Source organism: Arcobacter defluvii, assembly GCF_013201725.1.
Taxonomy (GTDB): domain Bacteria; phylum Campylobacterota; class Campylobacteria; order Campylobacterales; family Arcobacteraceae; genus Aliarcobacter; species Aliarcobacter defluvii.
The window spans coordinates 2,427,798-2,448,438 of the sequence record NZ_CP053835.1; the positions used below are offsets into that span (position 1 = coordinate 2,427,798).

Here is a 20,641-nt window from a genome sequence, read left to right on the forward strand (position 1 = left end):
ATATCATTTATCAAGAAGATTTCAATGTCAAAAAGAATAAAAGAGATAATATTAATCATAATATTTCTAACAACGAGCCTATATGGGAATTTAGAAAAGGTCTCTTTACAACTAGAATGGAAACATCAATTTGAATTTGCAGGATTTTATACAGCTTTAGAAAAGGGTTATTATAAAGATGTTGGCTTAGATGTAGAAATAAAAGAGTTTGAAGATGGAATTAATATAAGCCAAGATGTTATTGATGGAAAATCAACTTTTGGGCTTAGTTCTTCGGCATTGATTTTAGAAAAACTAAAAAATAGACCAGTTGTCTTAATTGCTTCTTATTTTAAACAAAATGCTTTAGCATTAGTTACAAAACCAAATATAAAAACTCCTGCTGATTTAAAAAACAAAAAAATCATGGCTTTAGATTGGGAAATGGGTCATACAAGTTTAGGAGTTATGTTAAAAGATTTTGGAATAGAAAAAGATGATTATACTTTAATACCTCATGATTTTAAAATTGATAAATTTATAAATAATGAAATTGATGCAATGAGTATTTTTATAACTTCTCAACCTTTTGAATTAAATAAATTAGGAGTTGAATACAATATTTTAAATCCTGCAAATTTTGGAATTTATTCTTATGATGAAGAACTTTTTACAAGTGAAAATATTATTTATAAAAATCCAAAAATGGTTGAAAACTTTATTAATGCTTCAAATAAGGGATGGGAATATGCTTTTAAAAACAAAAAAGAGATTGTTGATTTAATTTATAATAAATATACAAAAAGAAAAACTAAAGAATCTTTACTATATGAAGCAAATAAAACAGAAGAAATATTTAAAACAAATATTTTTAAAATAGGTGCTGTCGCACCTGAACTTATAAAACTAAATGCTGATTTATACTCAAATCTTGGATTAGTTGATAAAAACTTTGATATTACAGCTCTTTTAAATTCTTATTATATTTCTAATGAAAATAAAAATTTGATATCATTTACGGAAGAAGAAAAAGCTTATTTAGAAACTCATCCCATAATAAAAATTCACAATGAAATGAATTGGCCTCCTTTTAATTATAATGTAAATGGAATACCAACTGGATTTTCAATCGATTATATGAATCTTTTAGCATCTAAATTAAAAATGCATGTTGAATATATTTCTGGTTTTACATGGAATGAATATATTGAAAAATTAAAAAAACAAGAAATTGATGTTATGTTAAATATGTCAAAAACAAAAGATAGAGAAAAAAATTTTATATTTACAACTAGCTATACAAAAGCAATTGATACAATATTTACTAGAAAAAATAGTAATTTAAAAAATATTAAAGATTTTGAAGGAAAAACACTTGCAGTTATAAAAGGTTTTTATGAAGAAGAACTTTTAAAAAGATATTACCCAAATATAAAACTATTATTAGTAAATGATTCAATTGAAGCATTAGAAAAAGTTGCTTTTGGAGATGCTGATGGTTCTATTGATAATTTTGCAGTTGGAAATTATCAAATTGAAAGTAACCATATTTCAAATTTAAAACCTGCTTTTTCTATAAATGATGAAAGATTTAATTTAGATATGTTTATTGCAACAAATAAAAACAATGAAATATTAAGAAATATTTTACAAAAAGGTAAAGACAAAATAAACGAAGAAGATATTTTAGAATTAAAAAGAAAATGGATTAATCCAAAAGAAAATGATAAAAATTCAAATATCTATTTAAGCCAAGAAGAAAAAGCTTACTTAAATAATAAAAAAGTAATTACAATGTGTGTTGACCCAGAATGGGAACCATTTGAAAAGATTAATGAAAAAGGGCAACATGAAGGAATTGCAGCTGATATTATAAAAATTATATCTTCATCTTTGAATATCAACATTGAACTTGTTCCAACAAAATCATGGGAAGAGAGTATAGAATTTTCACAAGAAAAGAAATGTGATATTTTAAGTTTTTTAAATGAAACACCAAAAAGAAAAGAGTGGTTAAATTTTACTGAACCAATATTTGAAGATCCAAATGTAATAGTTGCTAGACTTGAAACCAAAGAGATCAAGGATTTATCTAAAATAAAAGCATCTATTGCTTTACCAAAAGGTACAGCAATGGCAGAATTATTTGCTAAAGATTTTCCAAATTTAATAATCATTCCTACAAATTCAGAAGATGAAGCTTTTAAATTAGTTGAAGATAAAAAAGCTGATTTAACTATACGTTCAATGATTATAGCAGCATACACAATAAAAAAAGATAATATATTTAATCTTAAAATTGTAAACCAACCAAAAGGTTATGAAAATTATTTAAGAATTGGAGTAGAGAAAAACAACATTACTCTTTTAAATATTTTAAATAAAGCTATTGAAAATATAGATAAAAAAGATATTGAAAATATAGTAACAAAATGGGTTGTAATAAAATATGAAAAAACAACAGATTATACATATTTTTGGATAGTATCTGCAATAATTATAATATTTATCATATTTATTTTATACAGACAATATCTGCTAAAACTTACAAATAAATATTTAAAAGATGAAGTTATAAAAAGAACTACTCAGCTAGAAAATTCAAACTTGATTTTGGAACAAAAAAAAGATGAACTCTCAACTTTAAATAAAACTCTTGAAGAAAAAATAAAAAAAGAAGTTGAAAAAAATAGACTTATACAAGAAAAGCTTTTTAAAGCAGATAAATTAGCTTCTATGGGAGAAATGATTAGTAATATTGCCCATCAATGGAGACAGCCTTTATCTATAATTTCGACTATTGCAACAGGAACTAAACTTCAAAAAGAGATTAATACATTAAAAGAAGAAGAATTAATTGAAAATATGGACTTAATAAATAAAAATGCTCAATATTTATCAGAAACTATTGATGATTTCAAAAATTTTATAAAAGGTGATAGAAAAATCCAAAATTACAATTTATATAATACTATACAACATTTTATACATATAGTTCATTCTTCAATAAAAAATTCTAATATTCAGTTAGTTCTAGATTTAGATAAAACAATTTATGTAGAGGGTTATCCAAATGAATTAATTCAATGTTTAATTAATATTTTTAATAATTCTAAAGATGCATATGAAGAGATAAAAGAAAAAGAACCACTATTCTTCATTCAAACAAAAAAGGAAGATAATCAAATTTATATAATAATAAAAGATAATGGTGGAGGGATTCCTGAAAATATTATTTCTAAAATATATGACCCATATTTTACAACAAAACATAAATCACAAGGAACAGGACTTGGTTTAAATATGACTTATAAACTTGTAACCGAAGGTGCACATGGTAAAATAGATGCTACGAATGTGAAATATATGTATAAAAATAAACTGTATAAAGGCGTAGAATTTAAAATAATAATTGAAATATAAGAGTGGATGGGGTAGAAGGATTCGAACCTTCGAGTGACGGTACCAAAAACCGTTGCCTTACCGCTTGGCGATACCCCAAAATGAAGATTGAAAAAATGGAGCTGGTGAAGGGAGTCGAACCCCCGACCTGCTGATTACAAATCAGCTGCTCTAGCCAACTGAGCTACACCAGCGCCGTATTTCTTTTAGAAATGGTGTCAAGAGAGGGACTCGAACCCTCGACCTCCGGCTTATGAGACCAGCGCTCTAACCAGCTGAGCTACCTTGACACAAAAATTGGTTGCGGAAATAGGATTTGAACCTATGACCTTCGGGTTATGAGCCCGACGAGCTACCTAGCTGCTCTATTCCGCGATAAATAAAAGAACCTATAACTTTAAAAGTTAAATGGAGCGGGAGACGAGACTCGAACTCGCGACAGTCTGCTTGGAAGGCAGAAGCTCTAGCCAACTGAGCTACTCCCGCAAAATGGTGGGTCATGAAGGACTCGAACCTTCGACCACTCGGTTATGAGCCGAGTGCTCTAACCAGCTGAGCTAATGACCCACAATGGCGGACAGTGAGGGATTTGAACCCTCGGTACCGTTACCAGTACGTCTCCTTAGCAGGGAGGTGGTTTCAGCCAACTCACCCAACTGTCCTTTTTGCGCTAATTTTACTATCATAAAATCAGGACGGAAATTATAATAGTATATCACTTAAAGCATACTTAAAATTTGAAGGGATATTAAATATTTTTCAATATCTCTTCAACAACCTCTTTTGGATTTTCAGATTTGTATATTGGTCTACCAACAACAATAAAATCTACTAAATTTTCTTTTGAAAAAGGAAGATCTGCCACTCTTTTTTGGTCACCACTATCCTCACCAAAAGGTCTAATTCCAGGACATAAAGTTATAAAATCTTTCGAAGTATTATTTTTAATATCTAAGCTTTCAAATGCAGAACAAACAACTCCATCTATTCCTGATTCAAATGTATCAATTGCAAATTGTGTTGCTTTTGTACTTATATCTTCATTGTAAATAGCTTTAAAACTATCATTATCAAAAGAAGTAAGAGCAGTTACAGCTAAAACTAAAGGTTTATTAGGAATATCTTTTATCCTATTCATAACTGTTTTCATAGCTTCTACACCTGAACTTGCATGAACATTAAACATATCCACTAATCCAAAATTTGCTATTTCTTCAGCAGCATCTGCCATTGTATTTGGAATATCATAAAGTTTTAAATCTAAAAATATTTTAAAATTTGGATTTATTACTTTTAAATCTTCTAAAAACTTTTTACCATCTCTAATATAACTTCTAAATCCAACTTTTAACCAAACATCAAAATCTTTTATTTGTTTTACTAACCTAAGATTTTCTTCAGCAGTTGGCAAATCTAAAGAGACACATAATTTCATAGCTCTACTCACAATTATGCCTTTACAACTTTATCTAGTAAACCATTTACAAATTTTGGTGCCCCATCACTTGCTAATTTTTTAGATAATTCTATAGCTTCATTTATTACTACTGCTTTTGGTAAATCTTCAAATAATATTTCATAAATAGCTAATCTTAAAATTGATTTTTCAACAGAACCAATATCTTCTAAAGTTCCTTGATTCAAATGAGATATTATTTCAGTATCAATTTTTTCCAAATTTTCAATTGATCCATTAAATAATTTTAGTGCAAAATCTTTTTGTTTATTTCTAATTTTTTTTTCTTCTAAAATTTCATCAACAAATTTTGCTATACCTTCATTTCCTAAATCATAAGCATATAATAAACCAATTACAGACTCTCTTGCTTGTGTTCTAGTTGCCAAAACTATTTCCCCATTTCAGTATATAAATCTAGCATTTCAATGATTGTAACCATTGCTTCAGCACCTTTGTTACCAACTTTTGAACCTGCTCTTTCAATTGCTTGCTCTATCGTATCAGTTGTTAAAACACCATTTGATACAGGTTTTCCATATTTTAAACCAACAGTAGCAATTCCTTTAGTAGCTTCAGCAGAAATATAATCAAAATGAGGAGTAGCGCCTCTTATAACAGCTCCTACACAACATACTGCATCATATTTACCACTTGATAATGCTTTTTCTAAAGCAAAAGGAATTTCAAAAGCACCTGGTACTAAAATTAAATCTAAGTTTTCTTCATTTCCACCATGTCTTTTAAATGCATCTTTGGCACCTTCAACTAATCTATCAGTTATAATATGATTAAATCTACCATTTATAATTGCAACTTTTTCCGTACCTTTTAGTCTTAAAACACCTTCAATTATTTTCATTTATTTTCTCCAAAGATTATGTGTTAAGTTTTTATTATATAAAAAAGCCTCTTTATATCTGTTGAACAATCAAGTGTCAAAAATATAATTTTTTATCTATAAATAATTGATTTATTTCTTCCAGATTTTTTTGCTCCGTATAAGGCTTCATCTGCTTTTTTAAACAATAATTCAATATTATCATCTTTCTTTAAACTTGATATACCTAAAGATATTGTTTTATAGCCTACTTTTTCAAATCTAAAATTCTCAATTTCTTTTCTTAATTTTTCTGCAAGTATAAAAGCACTATCTTCAGATGTTTTTGTACAAATAATTAGAAACTCTTCACCACCATATCTTCCAAAAATATCTGAAATTCTTATGTTTTCTGAAATTATTTTTGACAACTGTTTTAAAACATTATCACCAACTAGATGACCATAAGTGTCATTTACTAACTTAAAAAAATCAATATCAATTATAATTAGAGAGAGATTATCTTTATGCCTTTTTGCAACTTCTATCTCTTTTTGTAAAAAAGTATCTAACATTCTTCTATTATAGATTCCTGTTAATTTATCTATTGATGCAAATTTTTCCAACTCTTTTTTTGCAGTAATATCAACTCCTACTGAAATAAATTGTTCAATAGAGTCATTTTTAGCATTTTTTTTGGGAATAATATATTGATTTAACCAATAATCTTTTCCATCTTTACTTTTATTTTGTATTTCACCTTCCCAAATTTTCTTATCTAAAATAGTTTTCCATAACTCTTTTATAATCATTTTATCTTGTTTTGGATTTGATATAATAGAAATTTTTTTCCCAATTAATTCCTCTTTTGAGTAACCACTTATTTGTTCAAAAGCTTTGCTTGCTTCTACTATTGTACTATCAATTTTAGTCGTTACAGTAATTACATATTTATCAATAATTAATGTAAATTCATTTAATTTTTTATTAGCTTTCAAAAGTTTTTCTTGCAATATTCTAGGAGTTTTTGAAACAAAAATCGCCATTATAAAACTTAACGCAACTGTCAATAAAAAAACTATTACTGCAACATTTGTTCGTTCTTTTAATAATTCTTTTTTATAATCTTTCTTCGTTTTTAAAATTAATATGGCATTATCTTCATTTTTCAAGGAATCTTTTAAAGAAAAAGTAAAAATTCCATTATTTAAACCATCTGGAAAATCTATAGATATATCTCTTGCTATATTTTTATATTTATTAAAAGCAAATTCTTGATTTGGATGTAATATATAATTCTTATTTTCATCAATAATATAACAATCAAATATAGAAGAAGAAGCTAAAGATTTAAATAAATTATTAGTTAATAAATTTATTACAACCATTGCACTAAATTGATTATTTTCAAATAAAGCTATTCCAACTCTAATTGTCGGTCTATATGGAATTTCAATTTTTCCATGTTCAATATTTAAATCTAATTTTGAATGCCAAATCTCTTTTTCATTCAGTTTAGATATACTTTGGAAATAATCTCTATGATATTTATTTTGAAGATCTTTTTCTCCAACAATAAAGGCTTGTTGGTTTTCTTTATTTCTATCAACTCTTACCAATTCTTGCCCAGATTTATCAATAAGTCTTGCTTGCATAATGATACTATTGCTATTTGCCACAGCTAAAAAAATATTATTTAGATTTTCTTTATTTAAAGAATTTCTTTCAATCAAAAATTTCTTTGTTAAATTATCATAAGCTAAAGATTTAGCGATATTATCAATATTTTCAAAAGTTGGTTTTAAAATAGTTTCATTTTTAATTTGAAATATTTCTTTTGCTTTTCTATTTAAATCTATTTCAATATCTTTAATTTCAAAAGTATAAGCTACTATTACACTAAAACAAGAAATGATAATGCCAAAAACAATAAAATATAAAGTGAAAAATTTATGAAAGTTTTGTTGATTCAATACAAACACCTACCTTAAAAGCGGGAATTGTATCAAAACAGAACTTTAAATTGACTATACCAATATAAGAATAAAAGATGAATGATATAATTTTTATATCATTCATCTTACTAAGTTTTTAGAAGTTTTGCCCTAGAGCATCTTTGATTGCAAAAATATCATTTATAGTTTTATATAAATCTTCAACTTTTAGCATATTTGGACCATCACTTTTTGCAACACTTGGATCAATATGTGTTTCAAAGAAAAATCCATCAACACCAACAGAAGCAGCAGCTCTTGCCATATAAGGAACAAAAGCAGAATTTCCACCAGTTGTTCCTCCTGTACTTGGAATTTGTACACTATGAGTTGCATCAAAAATTACAGGAGCATATTGTCTAAGCAATAATAAATTTCTCATATCCACAACCAAAGCACCATATCCAAAAGTATTTCCTCTTTCACAAAGCCAAACTCCAGCTTTTTGAGAATTTTCATAATTTACTTCAAAAACACCTCTTGTATTTAGTATCTTTTCAACTGGATGTTTCATAGCATCAGCTGCTAAAAATTGTCCTTTTTTGATATTTATTTTTGCAGGAGTTTTTGCAGCTGCTACAAGTAAATCAGTCTGTCTACATAAAAATGCAGGAATTTGTAATATATCCAGAACTTCACCAGCAGGTGCAGCTTGATATGATTCATGAATATCTGTAACAACTTTATATCCAAACTGCTCTTTTATCTCTTGAAATATTTTTAATCCCTCATCAAGTCCTGGTCCTCGAAAAGAGCTTAAACTTGTTCTATTTGCTTTATCAAAACTTGCTTTAAAATAAAATTCTACTCTTTTATCTTCACTTAATGGCTTTAGTTTTTCTGCTATTTTAAATACTGTATCTCTATCTTCAAGTACACAAGGTCCAGTTATTACTTTCATTTATTCCCTTTAAAAATTATTTGTTTTTCTTTGCCAGTTATTGCATAATAAAATTCATAAACATTCTGGCAGATGTATTCTATATCATTTTTTGCATGTTCATCACATGCTAATAAAATTTTATCACCAATTTTTATCTCTTCTTTCCATTCAGGAAGTAGTATTATATCATCTTCTCGTTGAAGGAGTAAAGGAACAACATTATTTTTTAATTCTTTATTATATAAAGATATTGAAAATAAACTAAAAAAAAGAGTTTCATTAGCTAATAAATGTTTATAAATTTGAGGAGTCAAAGCTTCGTTGATTTCAAATTCCATAAGTAAAGGTTTTTCATTTATATCTTTAACCAATCTACTCACTAATTTTGAAGCCCATTCATTGTCTTTTTTAATTATCTGTTTAATAAATTTATCACTTAAAGGCATAACTAAAGCATTTGTAACTTTGTTAACTAATATTTTTGATGGAGTAAAAATATGATTTATTTTTGCATTTTTAAATAAAAAATCATCTACCATATCATTTTCTCTAACAATTGTTATAATCTTTGGATTTAATTTTTTCGCGGTTGCTAAAATAGATAAATTTGTTGTATCATCATCTGTAACAGCAGCAATTGCTACTGCATCTTTAATACCAATATCTAATAATAACTCTTTATCATCTGCATTACCAAAAACTATATTAGAAATTTCATCTTTTGTAAGTTCATGATTTTTATTTTTATCAATTTCAACTAATTTCATTCCAATATCATTTTCATTTAATTTCTCAAAAATTTTTCTTCCCATTCTTCCATATCCACAAACAATATATAAACCTTTTGGAAAAATTGGTGAAGTTATATTTAAACTATCTAAACCATATATCCATTTTTCAAGTTTAAATAAATTTGGTGAACAAAGAGCTAAATTTATCTCAGAAGATATTATAGAAAAAGGATTAACAACAACTTCAGCATCTAAATCTTTTAAATTTTCTGTATGATTTGTTGTTGTTGATTTAACAGCAATTTTTATATTTTTATTTAAAGCTTTTGCCATAAGAGTTATCTTTAAATTTAGAGCATCATCTTCAAACAAAGAAACAATAGCTTTACAATTTCTTTTTTTTAATCCTGCTGTTTCTAAAACTCTTATAGAATAATTTTCACTATATAAAACAGGAACAGTTGGTGTAAAATTTTCTAATATAAGATTATGAATTTTCATCTTATCTCGTTCTATTACAACAGTTCTAAATCCTTGTTCCATAGCTTTTATTATAATTTTTCTAGTAATTTGGTTATATCCTAAAATTACTATAAATTTTTCATTTAAATTTTTTATTTGTCTTAAAAATTTTGCTTTTTCTATCTCTTGTAAAAAAAGTTTATCTTGAAATAAAGAAATTAAAGAACCTATACTATAAAACCATCCAAGAACTGTTAAATAAATTGAAAAAGTCACCCACATTCTTTGAGGATATGAAAAAGTAAATGGTGTTTCTCCAAATCCAATAGTTGTTGCAGTATATGAAATAAAATAAAAAGCATCAAAAATAGACATTTTATAAGGATTCCCATTTGCATCAATCTCATCAATTAGTATTAATCCTAATATTGCAATTGTATATGTTATTAATATTACTAAAAAAGGTCTCCTCATTTTTTGCAAAATAATAAATAATGAATTATTTCTCAAAGTTTCTTCTTTTTATCTTTTTGATTTTAAAGTATCACCTACATAAAGGGCAACAGAAGTGATATTTGCGAGTAAAGCACCTCCTGATAAAGAGACAATTCCAGCCATAACCTCAGGATTTACACCACCTGAATAAGCAGCTATCGTCCAAACAATAGCAGCAGCAATAAGTTGAATATCTGCAACAAGTGAAGTTGCAAGTAAAACTGAACCTAACTGTGTTTTATCCCCAAGTTTCAAAATAGTTGCTATTAAATTTATTACTATTGCAGCAAAAAGTTCATATTTACTATGACTCTCTATTGCATGAATATCTCCATAAAAAAATCCAAAGTTTAGTGTCATTGCTAAAATTATAAAAAATCCAGATATTACCTTATCTAAATTCATGATAGTGATCCTCCAAATCTTTTCCTATTTTTAGTTTTCTTTTAAATACCTCATCAATATTATCATAAACTCGTGAATCTTTATCAATAAAAAGAAGTCTATGTCTATTTAATTGACTTATGTTTTTTAATCCCATAATTGCTAATAAACCTTTTACATTTTTTAGTAAATTTTTATGATAATTTGCAACATAATTTGCATGTTTAAATACGAAATATTTTCTTCTTTTACTTTTATCTTGAGTTGCTAATCCAACAGGGCACTCTCTTCCTGTTGTACCAGAACAATATCTTGCTCTAATACAACCTGCACTCATCATAAAACCACGTGCAATTTGAACAAAATCAGCACCTAAACTCATAACTATAATAATATCATCAGGAGTTAAAATCTTACCACTTGCAATAATTTTGATTTTATCTCTTATTGCATATTTATTTAAAACTTTATCAACTAAATAAACCGCATCTCTAATTTCAAGACCAACTCTTTCCATCATTTCAAGTGGTGCAGTCGCACTTCCTCCACTTCCACCATCAATAGTTATAAAATCAGGATAAGCGTCATTTTTTTCTTCTATTCTTCTTTTTATCTCTTTTGCATAAGGTTCAATATTTTCTAAATCTGAAATTACTATTTTCATACCAACTGGTTTATCTGAAAGTTTTTGTAATTTTCCAATAAAATCAAATAACTCTTCAATACTATTACCATAAGGAAATCTATTAGGAGAGAATACATCTTTATATGCTTCAACATTTCTATAATATGCAACAGCTGGAGTTACTTTGTGACCTGCAAGTTTTCCACCTGTTTGTTTTGCACCTTGAGCTATCTTTATCTCTGTCATTTTACAGAACGTCATAACTTTTTGGTATCTATCCGCATCAAAGTTACCTTGTTTATCCCTAGCTCCATATAATCCTGAACTTATTTGGAAAACAATATCAGGCATATCTGAGGGTACTTCTTTTGGAAAATTTTCTAAAGGTGCATCCCAATTTGGTCTATAAAACTGTTTTTTTTGTACATCTAACATATAAGTTTCAGCTTCTAAATCACCTTTAAAAACAAGTTTTCTATAAACATCAGCTGCTAATGCCCCGTTGAAGAAAAATTTTGCCAAAGATTTAACAACTTTATTTAAAGATGAGCTATCTACTATTTTCATATATGAAGAATCATAATTTAAATGTGTAGTAAAAAAATTTGATGTAACTCCACCCTCACCTGAATTTATTGGAAATTTTCCTAAATATGCTCCTTGAACAAAAGCTCTTGTTCCCTCAGGAGAAATTGAACCATCACTCATTGCAGATCTTGCAATAATACTTTTTACATAAAATGGTTTTTTTCTATTTTCACCAAAAACAACCTCAAACTTCTCTTCTATTTCATTGTCATTTAAAACAATATTAGAGTGTCTAATCATAAATTTAGGTTTTGGTAATGGTTGAGAGGGAGAAAAAGAAGCATAATTTGGTAAATCACGCGCAGCTTTATAAACCCAATCCAATTTATCTTTTGATTCATAAAATTTTTCATCACCAAAATATTGTCTAAATGGTTCACGCACCTCTTCAAACAAATATCTTAATCTTCCAATAATTGGATAATTTACTAAAAGTTGATGTTTTCTTTGAACATATTTATCATGAATAAACCAAGCAATTATAATTACAACAAAAATTGCCCAAAACTCTTCCCAAAATGAAAAGCTATTTAAAAATTCCATATTATTCCTTTTTACTTGAAACTAAAAATCCACTCAAAACTATTAATAGTATACCTAAAACAATTAAAAATGATGGAAATGCATCACCTAAAATCAACCCTAAAATTATTGAAAAAACAATATTACTATATGAAATTGTCCCAATTATTCCAGCTTTTGCACAAGAATAAGCTTTTGTCATATAAATTTGAGCATATGTTGAAAAAATACCCAATAAAATTATATAAAGCCAATCATCAATTTTTGGCATAACAAAAGTTCCAAGCATAAAATCTAAATTTGGATTTGTATAAAAACTACCAATAATCAGTAAAATCAATGGTCCAATAGTTCCGATTGTCATAAAAGATAATACAATCGCTCTTGAATCATAAAATTGTCTTAATTCTCTAACTGACGTGTATGCTAAAGCAGCTCCAACTCCTGATAAAATTCCTAAATAATCACTTTTTTCTAAATTACTTCCATCAAACTCTGTAATAAAAACTATTCCTATAAAACCTATAAAAACACCCAACCAACCTTTTATTCCTATTTTTTCTTTTAAAAATATATAAGCTAAAATTGCTGTAAAAATTGTTGATGTTTTAGAAAAGGTCATAGCTTCAGCCAAAGAAATTTGAGCAATATTATAAAAAAAGAATAAAAGAGCAACAAAACCAATAACTCCTCTAAAAACAAGTAACCAAAACTTTCCACCTATTTGTTTTAAAGGTGAGTTATAAATAGATATTAAAATAAAAATTACCCCAAATACATTTCTAAAAAATACAACTTCTACTGAACTCATATTATCGCTTAAGCTTTTTGCAACTGCTCCCATAAATGCAAACATTAGTGAAGCAAAAAGCATATATTTTATACCTTTATTTACATTTTCTTCCATAAAATCCCTTATATTAAAGTTTGATTGTATTTATTATCCAATTAAAAAAAGATTATTACATCAAAACATAAAGCTAATTTTAGATAATATAATTCCCTTATATTATAAATTTTGTAGGGGAATTATGGAATATTTAAAAATTATTGGAGGTAAAGATATTTCAGGTAGTGTAGAAATATCTGGAGCTAAAAATGCTGCTTTACCTTTGATTGCTTGTACAATTTTGGGAAAAAACGAAATAACAATTGGAAATCTACCAAATGTAGTAGATATTAACACTTTTTTAAAACTTATAAAAAATCTTGGTGGAGATTTTGTAAAAGATAAAAATTCAGTAAAAATAAATACATCAACTATAAATAATACAAAAGCAACTTATGATATTGTAAAAACAATGAGAGCATCAATTTTAGTCTTAGGACCAATTCTTGCAAGATTCGGTCAATGTGAAGTTTCACTTCCAGGAGGTTGTGCAATAGGACAAAGACCTGTTGATTTACATCTTAAAGCTTTAGAGCAAATGGGTGCAAATATAGAGATTTTACATGGTTATATAAGAGCAACTGCACCAAATGGGTTAAAAGGTGCAAAAATAGTTTTTGATAAAGTTACAGTTGGTGGAACTGAAAATACTGTTATGGCAGCTTCATTAGCTCATGGAACTACGACTATTATAAATGCTGCAAAAGAACCTGAAATCGTACAACTTTGTGAAGTTTTAGCAAATAGCGGTGTTAAAATTGAAGGAATAGGAACTTCAAAACTTGTAATTGAAGGAACTAATCAAAAATTACTTGATATTAAACCATTTGATGTAATTCCTGATAGAATTGAAGCAGGAACTTATATGTGTGTAGCAGCTATTACAAATCAAAAATTAAAAATTGAAAAAGTAATTCCTTTACATTTAGAAGCAATTATTTCTAAACTTGAAGAGATGAATTTTGAAATAATTCAAGATGAAAATAGCGTAACAATTATGCCAACAGATGAGATAAAACCTGTAAATATTATTACAACAGAATATCCAGGTTTCCCAACTGATATGCAAGCTCAATTTATGGCACTTGCAACTCAAGCAAACGGGACAAGTACAATTGATGAAAGATTATTTGAAAATAGATTTATGCATGTTAGTGAACTTCTAAGACTTGGAGCAGATATTCACCTAAATGGAAATATCGCAACAATCAATGGAAAAACTGGAACACTTCATGGAACTGATGTTATGGCAACAGATTTAAGAGCATCATCAGCTTTAGTTTTAGCAGCACTTGTTGCCCAAGGAGAAACAGATATTCATAGAATTTATCATCTTGATAGAGGTTATGAAAATCTTGAGGGGAAACTATCAAAAATCGGTGCAGATGTAAAAAGATATAACGAATAGCACACTTTCTAGTAGAACTTTACTAGATAAAACAAGGAAAAAGGTATTATAAATGAAACTAGAAATTTCTTTATTTAGGTTTGATAAAGATTCGGATTATCTGCCATATTACACAAAACATTTTTTAAAAATTGAAAATGAAACTTCTTTATTAGATATTTTAAAAACTTTACATAAAGTTGAAGAGTTTGGTTTTGTAGATTCAATAGATTTTGATTTAGTATTAAATGGAACATATGTAAAAACATCTTTAAATTTAGAAGAAATTGTTGGAAATTTTGGGAAAGAATTGACAATTGAACCTATTTCACAAAGAAGAGTTTTTAAAGATTTATTGATTGATGAAACAGATTTTCACCAAAAAATTGAGATTTTTAAAGATTTTATTGATGATGAAGATGTTATGAATTATTCAAATTTAAAACAATATTTTTATGCATCAAATACTTTAAATTATAAAAGCGATTATATTGGTGATTCAACTTTAATCTTAGCTTATAATTTAATTCAAAAAAATCCTAAAGCAAAAAATTATATTTTACAAATTCTATCTGAAATTGAGTGTGGAGGAGAATATCATACTTGTTTAAGAGATAGAATTTTTAATTTTAATCCACTTATTGAAGAAAAAATCCATACAGTTTTAAGTGAATTAGGTCTATTTGAAGATTTGAATAAACAAAATTTTAAGGGAAATAAAACACTTATTTTAGATTTTGGAAACTTTGCAAATCATTTTGAAATAGTGCATGATTTCAAAGATTTTAATATTGCATATTATCCATCAAAAAATCCAAATCAAACATTAGAGATGTTTGATAGATTGAAAGCAAATATTTTAAAACTTGATAGTATGAAGCTTGATTTAGCAAAAAATACTTTCAATAAAAATCCACAAATTACATACTTTGTTGCATCTACCATCTTACTTGATGCATTTGATAATAATGCTGATTTTTTAGTTGTTGATAATGAAGAAGATTTTTATATTTTTGATTATAATAGAAAAGAGATTGAAAAACTTTGTGGAAGAGAGATATTAATACCAATAATTCATAAAAATGAATTACAAAAATTAATAAGTGGTGATTTTAAAGAGGCTAAAAAAACTTTAGATAAACATCAAATAAATCCTGAAATTATATAGAGAATAAATTGAATTTAGGTATAGAATTTGTTCTTTATGGTATCTTAATAATAGTGGCATTATTGCCACTTTATATCTATAGAGAAAAACTTTTTTTCTCAAAAAAAACTTTTAATGGAGATTTTGATACATTTGTAAAAGATTTGAAAATTCATATGCAAAAGTATCATCCTAATATAAATATTGATTACTCTATTATTCAAAAAACAAAAGATGAAAAAAATTTGGAATTTAGAGAAGCATTTATTGTTGAAAATGTATTAGAACAATTTTTTAATTTTCCTTATAAAAAAACTACTCAAAAATCTGTTTCAAGAGATAAACTTTGGGCAAATTATGATGAAAAATCTCTTTCTAGTTCAAAACTTCCTAGTGATTGGTCTCAAAGAAAAGAACTTGCTTGGAGAAGAGATAATCGATGTTGTAATAGATGTGGCAAAGAATTATCAAACATAAATGAAAGTTATATAAATTTTGTAAAAGATATTAAAGATAAAGGAAGTTATAGTTTAGAAAATATTATTATCTTATGTATTGACTGTAACAAAGTATTAAACTCAACAAATCCTAAAAATAGTATTGATTCATTGGTTCTAAAAGATAAATTACTAGACTTAATAAAAACAAAATAATAAAAATCTTTAAATAATTAATTTATTTATTATAAATATAATATATAATGCCTTTTATTACTACTTATCATGTAAATATATAAAAGGTTAAACTTATGGAAATAAATAATTCTTATTCACAAAATTTATATCAAAAATCTTCATCAACTAAAAAAGTTGATGAAGATTCAAATAGTGATATTTTAAGTATATTTGAAAAGCTAATAGATAAATCAAAAGCTACTGATATAAAAAATTCAGCATACTTTGAAACTTCAAATATCCCTTCAACTTCAAGTGTAACCTATGAAAAGCCAACACCAATAAAATGGGAAGATCAATTACTTTATCCTAATATGAAGTATGAATTTGATCCAGATGCATATGAATCATACGAAAATGCAAAGGAATATGATCCTATTGCATATGAATGGATAACTCAATTAAGAATAGCAACAAATGGAAATAAATATGAAGATGCTCCTGAGTTTGAAGCTTTTATAAAAAAATGGATGGATAAAGGGGAAAGTGAAGAACATGCTTTAGTAAGAGCTACTACTTATGCACTAGCAGGATTACTTGATTATGGTAAACAAAAAGTTTGGCAAATAGGTAACGATTTACCTTATGGAGATATTAAACAACATGGCTTTCATCTAATCAATAATGAACCATTAAAAAATGCTGTAATAAAAACTCTTGATAATTTAAGTGTGGGAGATGCTACTGATTTAGTACGTTCAATTTTTGATGGTTATCCTGAAAATAAAGGAGCGCCTTCAAGTTTCCAAAAACTACTTGATGATTTTGGAGTTAAACTTGAAGAGTTAAAAAAACTAAATCCTGAAGAACATAAAGATGATAAATTTACTTTTACAGGTGATGTAAATTTAAAAGATGGAACTGATTCTAAAGAATACAACAACTTTATCTTTGATACTTTAATCAAATTCTTTGAAGATAGAATTGAAAAATTAGATTACTATGTTGCAAATAAACCTCCTGAAGATACTCCTGATTATCATGAAGTAAGAGATGGTTTAAATTCTTTGATAGATAACTTTAAAAAAGAAGTTGATATTTATAATAATTCAAAATAGTAGAATATTTTTTTAAATTATCATTATAAAAAAATTAGACTTTTAAGATATGTTATTGTCAATTTTCACTTCATCAACTTTCTTTTTTAATTTTTCAATAAAAGAGTATAAATCTTCATTTTTTATCTCTTCTTCATATCCAAGTAGATATTTTAACATCAACTCTTCTTTACTTAAAATATGTCTATCTTTATCTAATAATTTTATATTTTTATTCTCATCAGATATTATTTCAAAAGCTTCTTTTAAAATTTCTGTTTTACTAGAACTCTCTTCTTCTATTTTTAAATTTGTTAAATTTTTTGGTTTTGAAGCTTTTAGTTCATCTATCCATTGTCTTTTCCCTGTTCCAAAGTTTTCACTCTGTTTTACATCATAAAATGAACCATTTTCATAATCTATTGATAAAACTAAATCTGGTACTGAATCAAATCCATTTTTGGCAAGTTTTGTTAAACCTGCTACGTTAGAGGCAATTGACATCTGTTTTACAAAATCTGACATATTTGGATTCTCATTAATCTTTTTTATATAAATCTCAGCAACATTTGTCCCATCTTCTGTTACAAATTTTCCATCTTTTATCTCTAAATCTTTTAAGTTATATCCTGTTACATTTTTTATATTTTGTGTAAGATTATATTTTGAAGCTGAAGTTCCATTATATTGGGTTGAATCATCTGAACGACTTGAAATAATATGTCTAAATAACTCTTTTGCATTATTTGCTGTATTCATCACATCTTCAACTGCTTTAGCAAGAGTTTCATCATCTGTTCCACTAACAGTTGCTTTTAGAGTATTTGGGTCAATAGTAAAAGTAAGTTTTGTATCTTGTGGAATTGTTACATTATATTTATTTAGAAGTGTTTGAAACTGCTCATTTACTTTCTCTCTATCATATGCTTTTCTTTGGGCTACATCTACATCACCATAAATTAGTGGCATATCTCGTAAGACAGGATCATTAGATCTATAAGTAATTAAATGACCATTATTTAAGTAATTTATTTCTTGTGAATATGCAGTTTTTCTTTCTTCTTTTGTTAATCCTTCTACATAGTAAGGAGAAGCTATATCAAAATATTTTTCAGAAATATGGGCACTTGGATAGGCAAAATTTTTATTTTCTTCATTCATTTTTGCATAATGCTCATCTATCATCTGTTTTTGTTTTTTTTCTTCTTCATTAACATAACCATTTCTAGCTTGGATAACTGTCTCTTCTTCTAGTGAATTTAATAAACTTGTAGTATTTAAACCATCAGAGTCTATATTTACACTTACTGCATCTGCTAATGTATCACTAGATTCTTTACTTGAATTATTATCTATATTTGTTACTTTTATAGCTCCTTTTAGTGAGCTAAATGATTGGGTTGTATTTGTTATTGTCATAATAATTCCATATTTGTACAATTTTATATATTCATTTAATAATATTATCATTTATCTTTATTATTTCTTAATATATTTATCTATAAAATATCTTATTTTATTATTAAAGGAAAAATTATGTTAAAAAATTGTTTTAGATTGGTACTAAAATTTATTTTGGTAATGTTTTTTGGTTTTTTATTTGCAACTAGTGCATCAGCTACAATAAATGAAAATGGTGCAATCATTGAAAATAACAGTTTTGCTACTGCATATCCAATAGGTTATTGGCAATATCATGCTTCAACAGTTTGTATGTTGGAAGCAGGTGAAACTGAAGCTTACTTTAGTTTTACGGCAAATAGTGGAGATAGAGTATATGCAAGCGCTATTCTTAGTCAAGATTATGTAAATTCGGGTATGACTATTCAAACATTCAATAATAATCAAGTCAGTTTAGCACCAGCTAGTGATGATGTAATTACTTCTGCTTCTGTACTTCCTTTTATTTTTGCAAATGCAAGTGCAACTTCAAACTCTCAAACATTTTTTATAAGGGTAACTAGAGGAAGTTATGTAGGAGATATGTTTTTCCCTATTTCTATCAACAATAGAATAAGTTCAGGAATGGGTACATTTAATTTTACGGGAACTGCTTCTAATACTGGTAATCCAAATATTTTAACTAATCCAAATGGTGTTGATTCTTCTGTTATTTACATGGATTTAACAAACAATACAACAATTCCAAATGGTGCTATTGTTAAATCTTTTGCTACAACAGGAACTCTTAATCCTAGTAATTTAGGTGGTATTACACATAAAATCTTATCAGCTGAAAATAATGTTTGGTACACAGCTATAGTATCTGGAACTTTTGGATTAACTACATCTAATAATTTAAAAGTTGCTAAAAAATGGAGTTTTAAATACAATTTTAAAGGTACTTCTTCATCAAAAATGTCAAATGTAAAAGCTAAAATTAGTTACGAATATGATTTAACTAATCAATTTCAATAGTAAATAAAAAAAAGGAGACTCAAAATAGAGGTTCCTTTTTTGATTATTTTTTCTATTAGTATTTATTATTTTCTATTCCTTCTATAATAGAAGTGGGTAGTTTTTCTGAAGACTTTATCTCTCCATCAAGTGTATCACCTGATATATTTAATCTGATATTATAAGAACTATTTTTATCTAAAGCACCTAAAAAATAACTGGCTGTTTCTAAAACTCTATTTTCATTTGAGTTATCTATAATTTTTATCTTTAAATCACTTAAGTAATTTAAATAATCCTCATTAATAGATATTGAGAAATTTGTTTTTATTGAGTTATCATTGATTTCACCAAAAATAGTAATATTTCTATCATTATCTTTGTCTTTTAAGTTTATATCTATACTATTTAACAATTGGATAATATATTTACCTGAAGAATCTACTTCAGTAAATAAAATATTTCCTCTTTCTACAATTTGTTTCTCTTTTTCAACTTTTTTCTCTTCAACTTCCACTTCTTTTATTACTTCTATTTTTTCTTGTTTTGGTAACTCTTTTATCTCTTCTACTTTTTGTATTGGTGGTCTTGTAGGTTTTACCATCTCCATAACATATTCATCTTTTGGATAAAAATAATAACTTGCAAACCCAACTATAGTAACTAATGTAACTACTATTTTAATTCTTTTATCTTCAAAATCAACCATAATGTTTTAACTTTCTTATTATTAATTTAATTATTTTTATAAAACTAGCATATTTTAGAT

17 protein-coding genes and 7 tRNA genes are annotated in these 20,641 nt (G+C 26.6%); 6 read left to right on the forward strand and 18 right to left on the reverse strand.

The window, feature by feature from the left end:
* Positions 1 to 24: 24 nt before the first annotated feature.
* The gene (locus ADFLV_RS12120; protein ID WP_129011791.1) at positions 25 to 3,402 is read left to right on the forward strand and encodes an ABC transporter substrate-binding protein; all 3,378 of its coding nucleotides are present in this window, start codon (positions 25 to 27) and stop codon (positions 3,400 to 3,402) included.
* Positions 3,403 to 3,405: 3 nt separating this feature from the next.
* Here the strand turns inward: ADFLV_RS12120 and ADFLV_RS12125 are convergent.
* From ADFLV_RS12125 to ADFLV_RS12200, 16 genes are all read right to left on the reverse strand, one after another.
* Positions 3,406 to 3,480: transfer RNA gene (locus tag ADFLV_RS12125), tRNA-Gln, on the reverse strand.
* An 18-nt stretch (positions 3,481 to 3,498) separates the two neighbouring features.
* Positions 3,499 to 3,575 (reverse strand) — tRNA-Thr (locus ADFLV_RS12130).
* A 19-nt stretch (positions 3,576 to 3,594) separates the two neighbouring features.
* Positions 3,595 to 3,671 (reverse strand) — tRNA-Met (locus ADFLV_RS12135).
* An 8-nt stretch (positions 3,672 to 3,679) separates the two neighbouring features.
* Positions 3,680 to 3,756, reverse strand: a tRNA-Met gene (locus ADFLV_RS12140).
* A gap of 34 nt (positions 3,757 to 3,790) precedes the next feature.
* Positions 3,791 to 3,867: transfer RNA gene (locus tag ADFLV_RS12145), tRNA-Gly, on the reverse strand.
* A 4-nt stretch (positions 3,868 to 3,871) separates the two neighbouring features.
* Positions 3,872 to 3,948 (reverse strand) — tRNA-Ile (locus tag ADFLV_RS12150).
* A gap of 4 nt (positions 3,949 to 3,952) precedes the next feature.
* Positions 3,953 to 4,043: transfer RNA gene (locus ADFLV_RS12155), tRNA-Ser, on the reverse strand.
* 86 nt (positions 4,044 to 4,129) lie between these two features.
* The gene (gene pyrF / locus ADFLV_RS12160) at positions 4,130 to 4,816 is read right to left on the reverse strand and encodes an orotidine-5'-phosphate decarboxylase (RefSeq protein ID WP_164968534.1); all 687 of its coding nucleotides are present in this window, start codon (positions 4,814 to 4,816) and stop codon (positions 4,130 to 4,132) included.
* A gap of 14 nt (positions 4,817 to 4,830) precedes the next feature.
* Entirely contained in the window at positions 4,831 to 5,226 is a 396-nt protein-coding gene (gene nusB / locus ADFLV_RS12165; protein ID WP_014475023.1) for a transcription antitermination factor NusB, read from the reverse strand.
* A gap of 2 nt (positions 5,227 to 5,228) precedes the next feature.
* Positions 5,229 to 5,699, reverse strand: a complete 471-nt coding sequence (gene ribH, locus ADFLV_RS12170) for a 6,7-dimethyl-8-ribityllumazine synthase (RefSeq protein WP_014475024.1) — start codon at positions 5,697 to 5,699, stop codon at positions 5,229 to 5,231.
* Between the two features lie 92 nt (positions 5,700 to 5,791).
* The gene (locus ADFLV_RS12175; protein ID WP_129011789.1) at positions 5,792 to 7,630 is read right to left on the reverse strand and encodes a sensor domain-containing diguanylate cyclase; all 1,839 of its coding nucleotides are present in this window, start codon (positions 7,628 to 7,630) and stop codon (positions 5,792 to 5,794) included.
* Positions 7,631 to 7,748: 118 nt separating this feature from the next.
* Entirely contained in the window at positions 7,749 to 8,552 is an 804-nt protein-coding gene (gene kdsA, locus ADFLV_RS12180) for a 3-deoxy-8-phosphooctulonate synthase (RefSeq protein ID WP_129011788.1), read from the reverse strand.
* A complete protein-coding gene (locus ADFLV_RS12185; protein ID WP_129011787.1) occupies positions 8,549 to 10,237 on the reverse strand; it encodes a potassium channel family protein in 1,689 nt (562 codons plus the stop codon). Before ADFLV_RS12185 ends, kdsA begins: the two co-directional genes overlap by 4 nt.
* Positions 10,238 to 10,249: 12 nt before the next feature.
* A complete protein-coding gene (locus ADFLV_RS12190) occupies positions 10,250 to 10,627 on the reverse strand; it encodes a DUF6394 family protein (protein ID WP_129011786.1) in 378 nt (125 codons plus the stop codon).
* Complete coding sequence (locus ADFLV_RS12195; protein WP_129011785.1) at positions 10,614 to 12,362, reverse strand: FMN-binding glutamate synthase family protein; 1,749 nt, start codon at positions 12,360 to 12,362, stop codon at positions 10,614 to 10,616. Before ADFLV_RS12195 ends, ADFLV_RS12190 begins: the two co-directional genes overlap by 14 nt.
* Before the next feature lies 1 nt (position 12,363).
* Positions 12,364 to 13,248 carry a DMT family transporter gene (locus ADFLV_RS12200; protein ID WP_129011784.1) on the reverse strand — a complete coding sequence of 295 codons (885 nt, stop codon included), beginning with the start codon at positions 13,246 to 13,248 and terminating at the stop codon, positions 12,364 to 12,366.
* Between the two features lie 124 nt (positions 13,249 to 13,372).
* Between ADFLV_RS12200 and murA the strand changes: the two genes are divergently transcribed.
* The 4 genes from murA to ADFLV_RS12220 all read left to right on the forward strand — a co-directional run bounded on the left by murA (position 13,373) and on the right by ADFLV_RS12220 (position 17,496).
* On the forward strand, positions 13,373 to 14,638 hold the full coding sequence (murA, locus tag ADFLV_RS12205) for a UDP-N-acetylglucosamine 1-carboxyvinyltransferase (RefSeq protein ID WP_129011783.1): 1,266 nt from the start codon (positions 13,373 to 13,375) through the stop codon (positions 14,636 to 14,638).
* Between the two features lie 52 nt (positions 14,639 to 14,690).
* Positions 14,691 to 15,785 carry a DUF5644 domain-containing protein gene (locus ADFLV_RS12210; RefSeq protein WP_129011782.1) on the forward strand — a complete coding sequence of 365 codons (1,095 nt, stop codon included), beginning with the start codon at positions 14,691 to 14,693 and terminating at the stop codon, positions 15,783 to 15,785.
* An 8-nt stretch (positions 15,786 to 15,793) separates the two neighbouring features.
* Positions 15,794 to 16,417, forward strand: coding sequence for an HNH endonuclease (locus tag ADFLV_RS12215; RefSeq protein WP_129011781.1), 624 nt, complete (start codon positions 15,794 to 15,796; stop codon positions 16,415 to 16,417).
* 95 nt (positions 16,418 to 16,512) lie between these two features.
* Positions 16,513 to 17,496: a hypothetical protein gene (locus ADFLV_RS12220; RefSeq protein WP_129011780.1), complete on the forward strand. Its 984-nt coding sequence runs from the start codon at positions 16,513 to 16,515 to the stop codon at positions 17,494 to 17,496.
* A gap of 42 nt (positions 17,497 to 17,538) precedes the next feature.
* Here the strand turns inward: ADFLV_RS12220 and ADFLV_RS12225 are convergent, their stop codons facing one another.
* Entirely contained in the window at positions 17,539 to 18,894 is a 1,356-nt protein-coding gene (locus ADFLV_RS12225; protein WP_164968531.1) for a DUF4885 family protein, read from the reverse strand.
* Between the two features lie 117 nt (positions 18,895 to 19,011).
* Here ADFLV_RS12225 and ADFLV_RS12230 point away from each other — a divergent pair, with 117 nt between their 5' ends.
* Positions 19,012 to 19,893, forward strand: coding sequence for a hypothetical protein (locus tag ADFLV_RS12230; RefSeq protein ID WP_129011778.1), 882 nt, complete (start codon positions 19,012 to 19,014; stop codon positions 19,891 to 19,893).
* 55 nt (positions 19,894 to 19,948) lie between these two features.
* On the opposite strand, the gene ADFLV_RS12235 is transcribed toward ADFLV_RS12230, so the two are convergent.
* Complete coding sequence (locus ADFLV_RS12235) at positions 19,949 to 20,581, reverse strand: hypothetical protein (RefSeq protein ID WP_129011777.1); 633 nt, start codon at positions 20,579 to 20,581, stop codon at positions 19,949 to 19,951.
* Positions 20,582 to 20,641 lie beyond the last annotated feature (60 nt).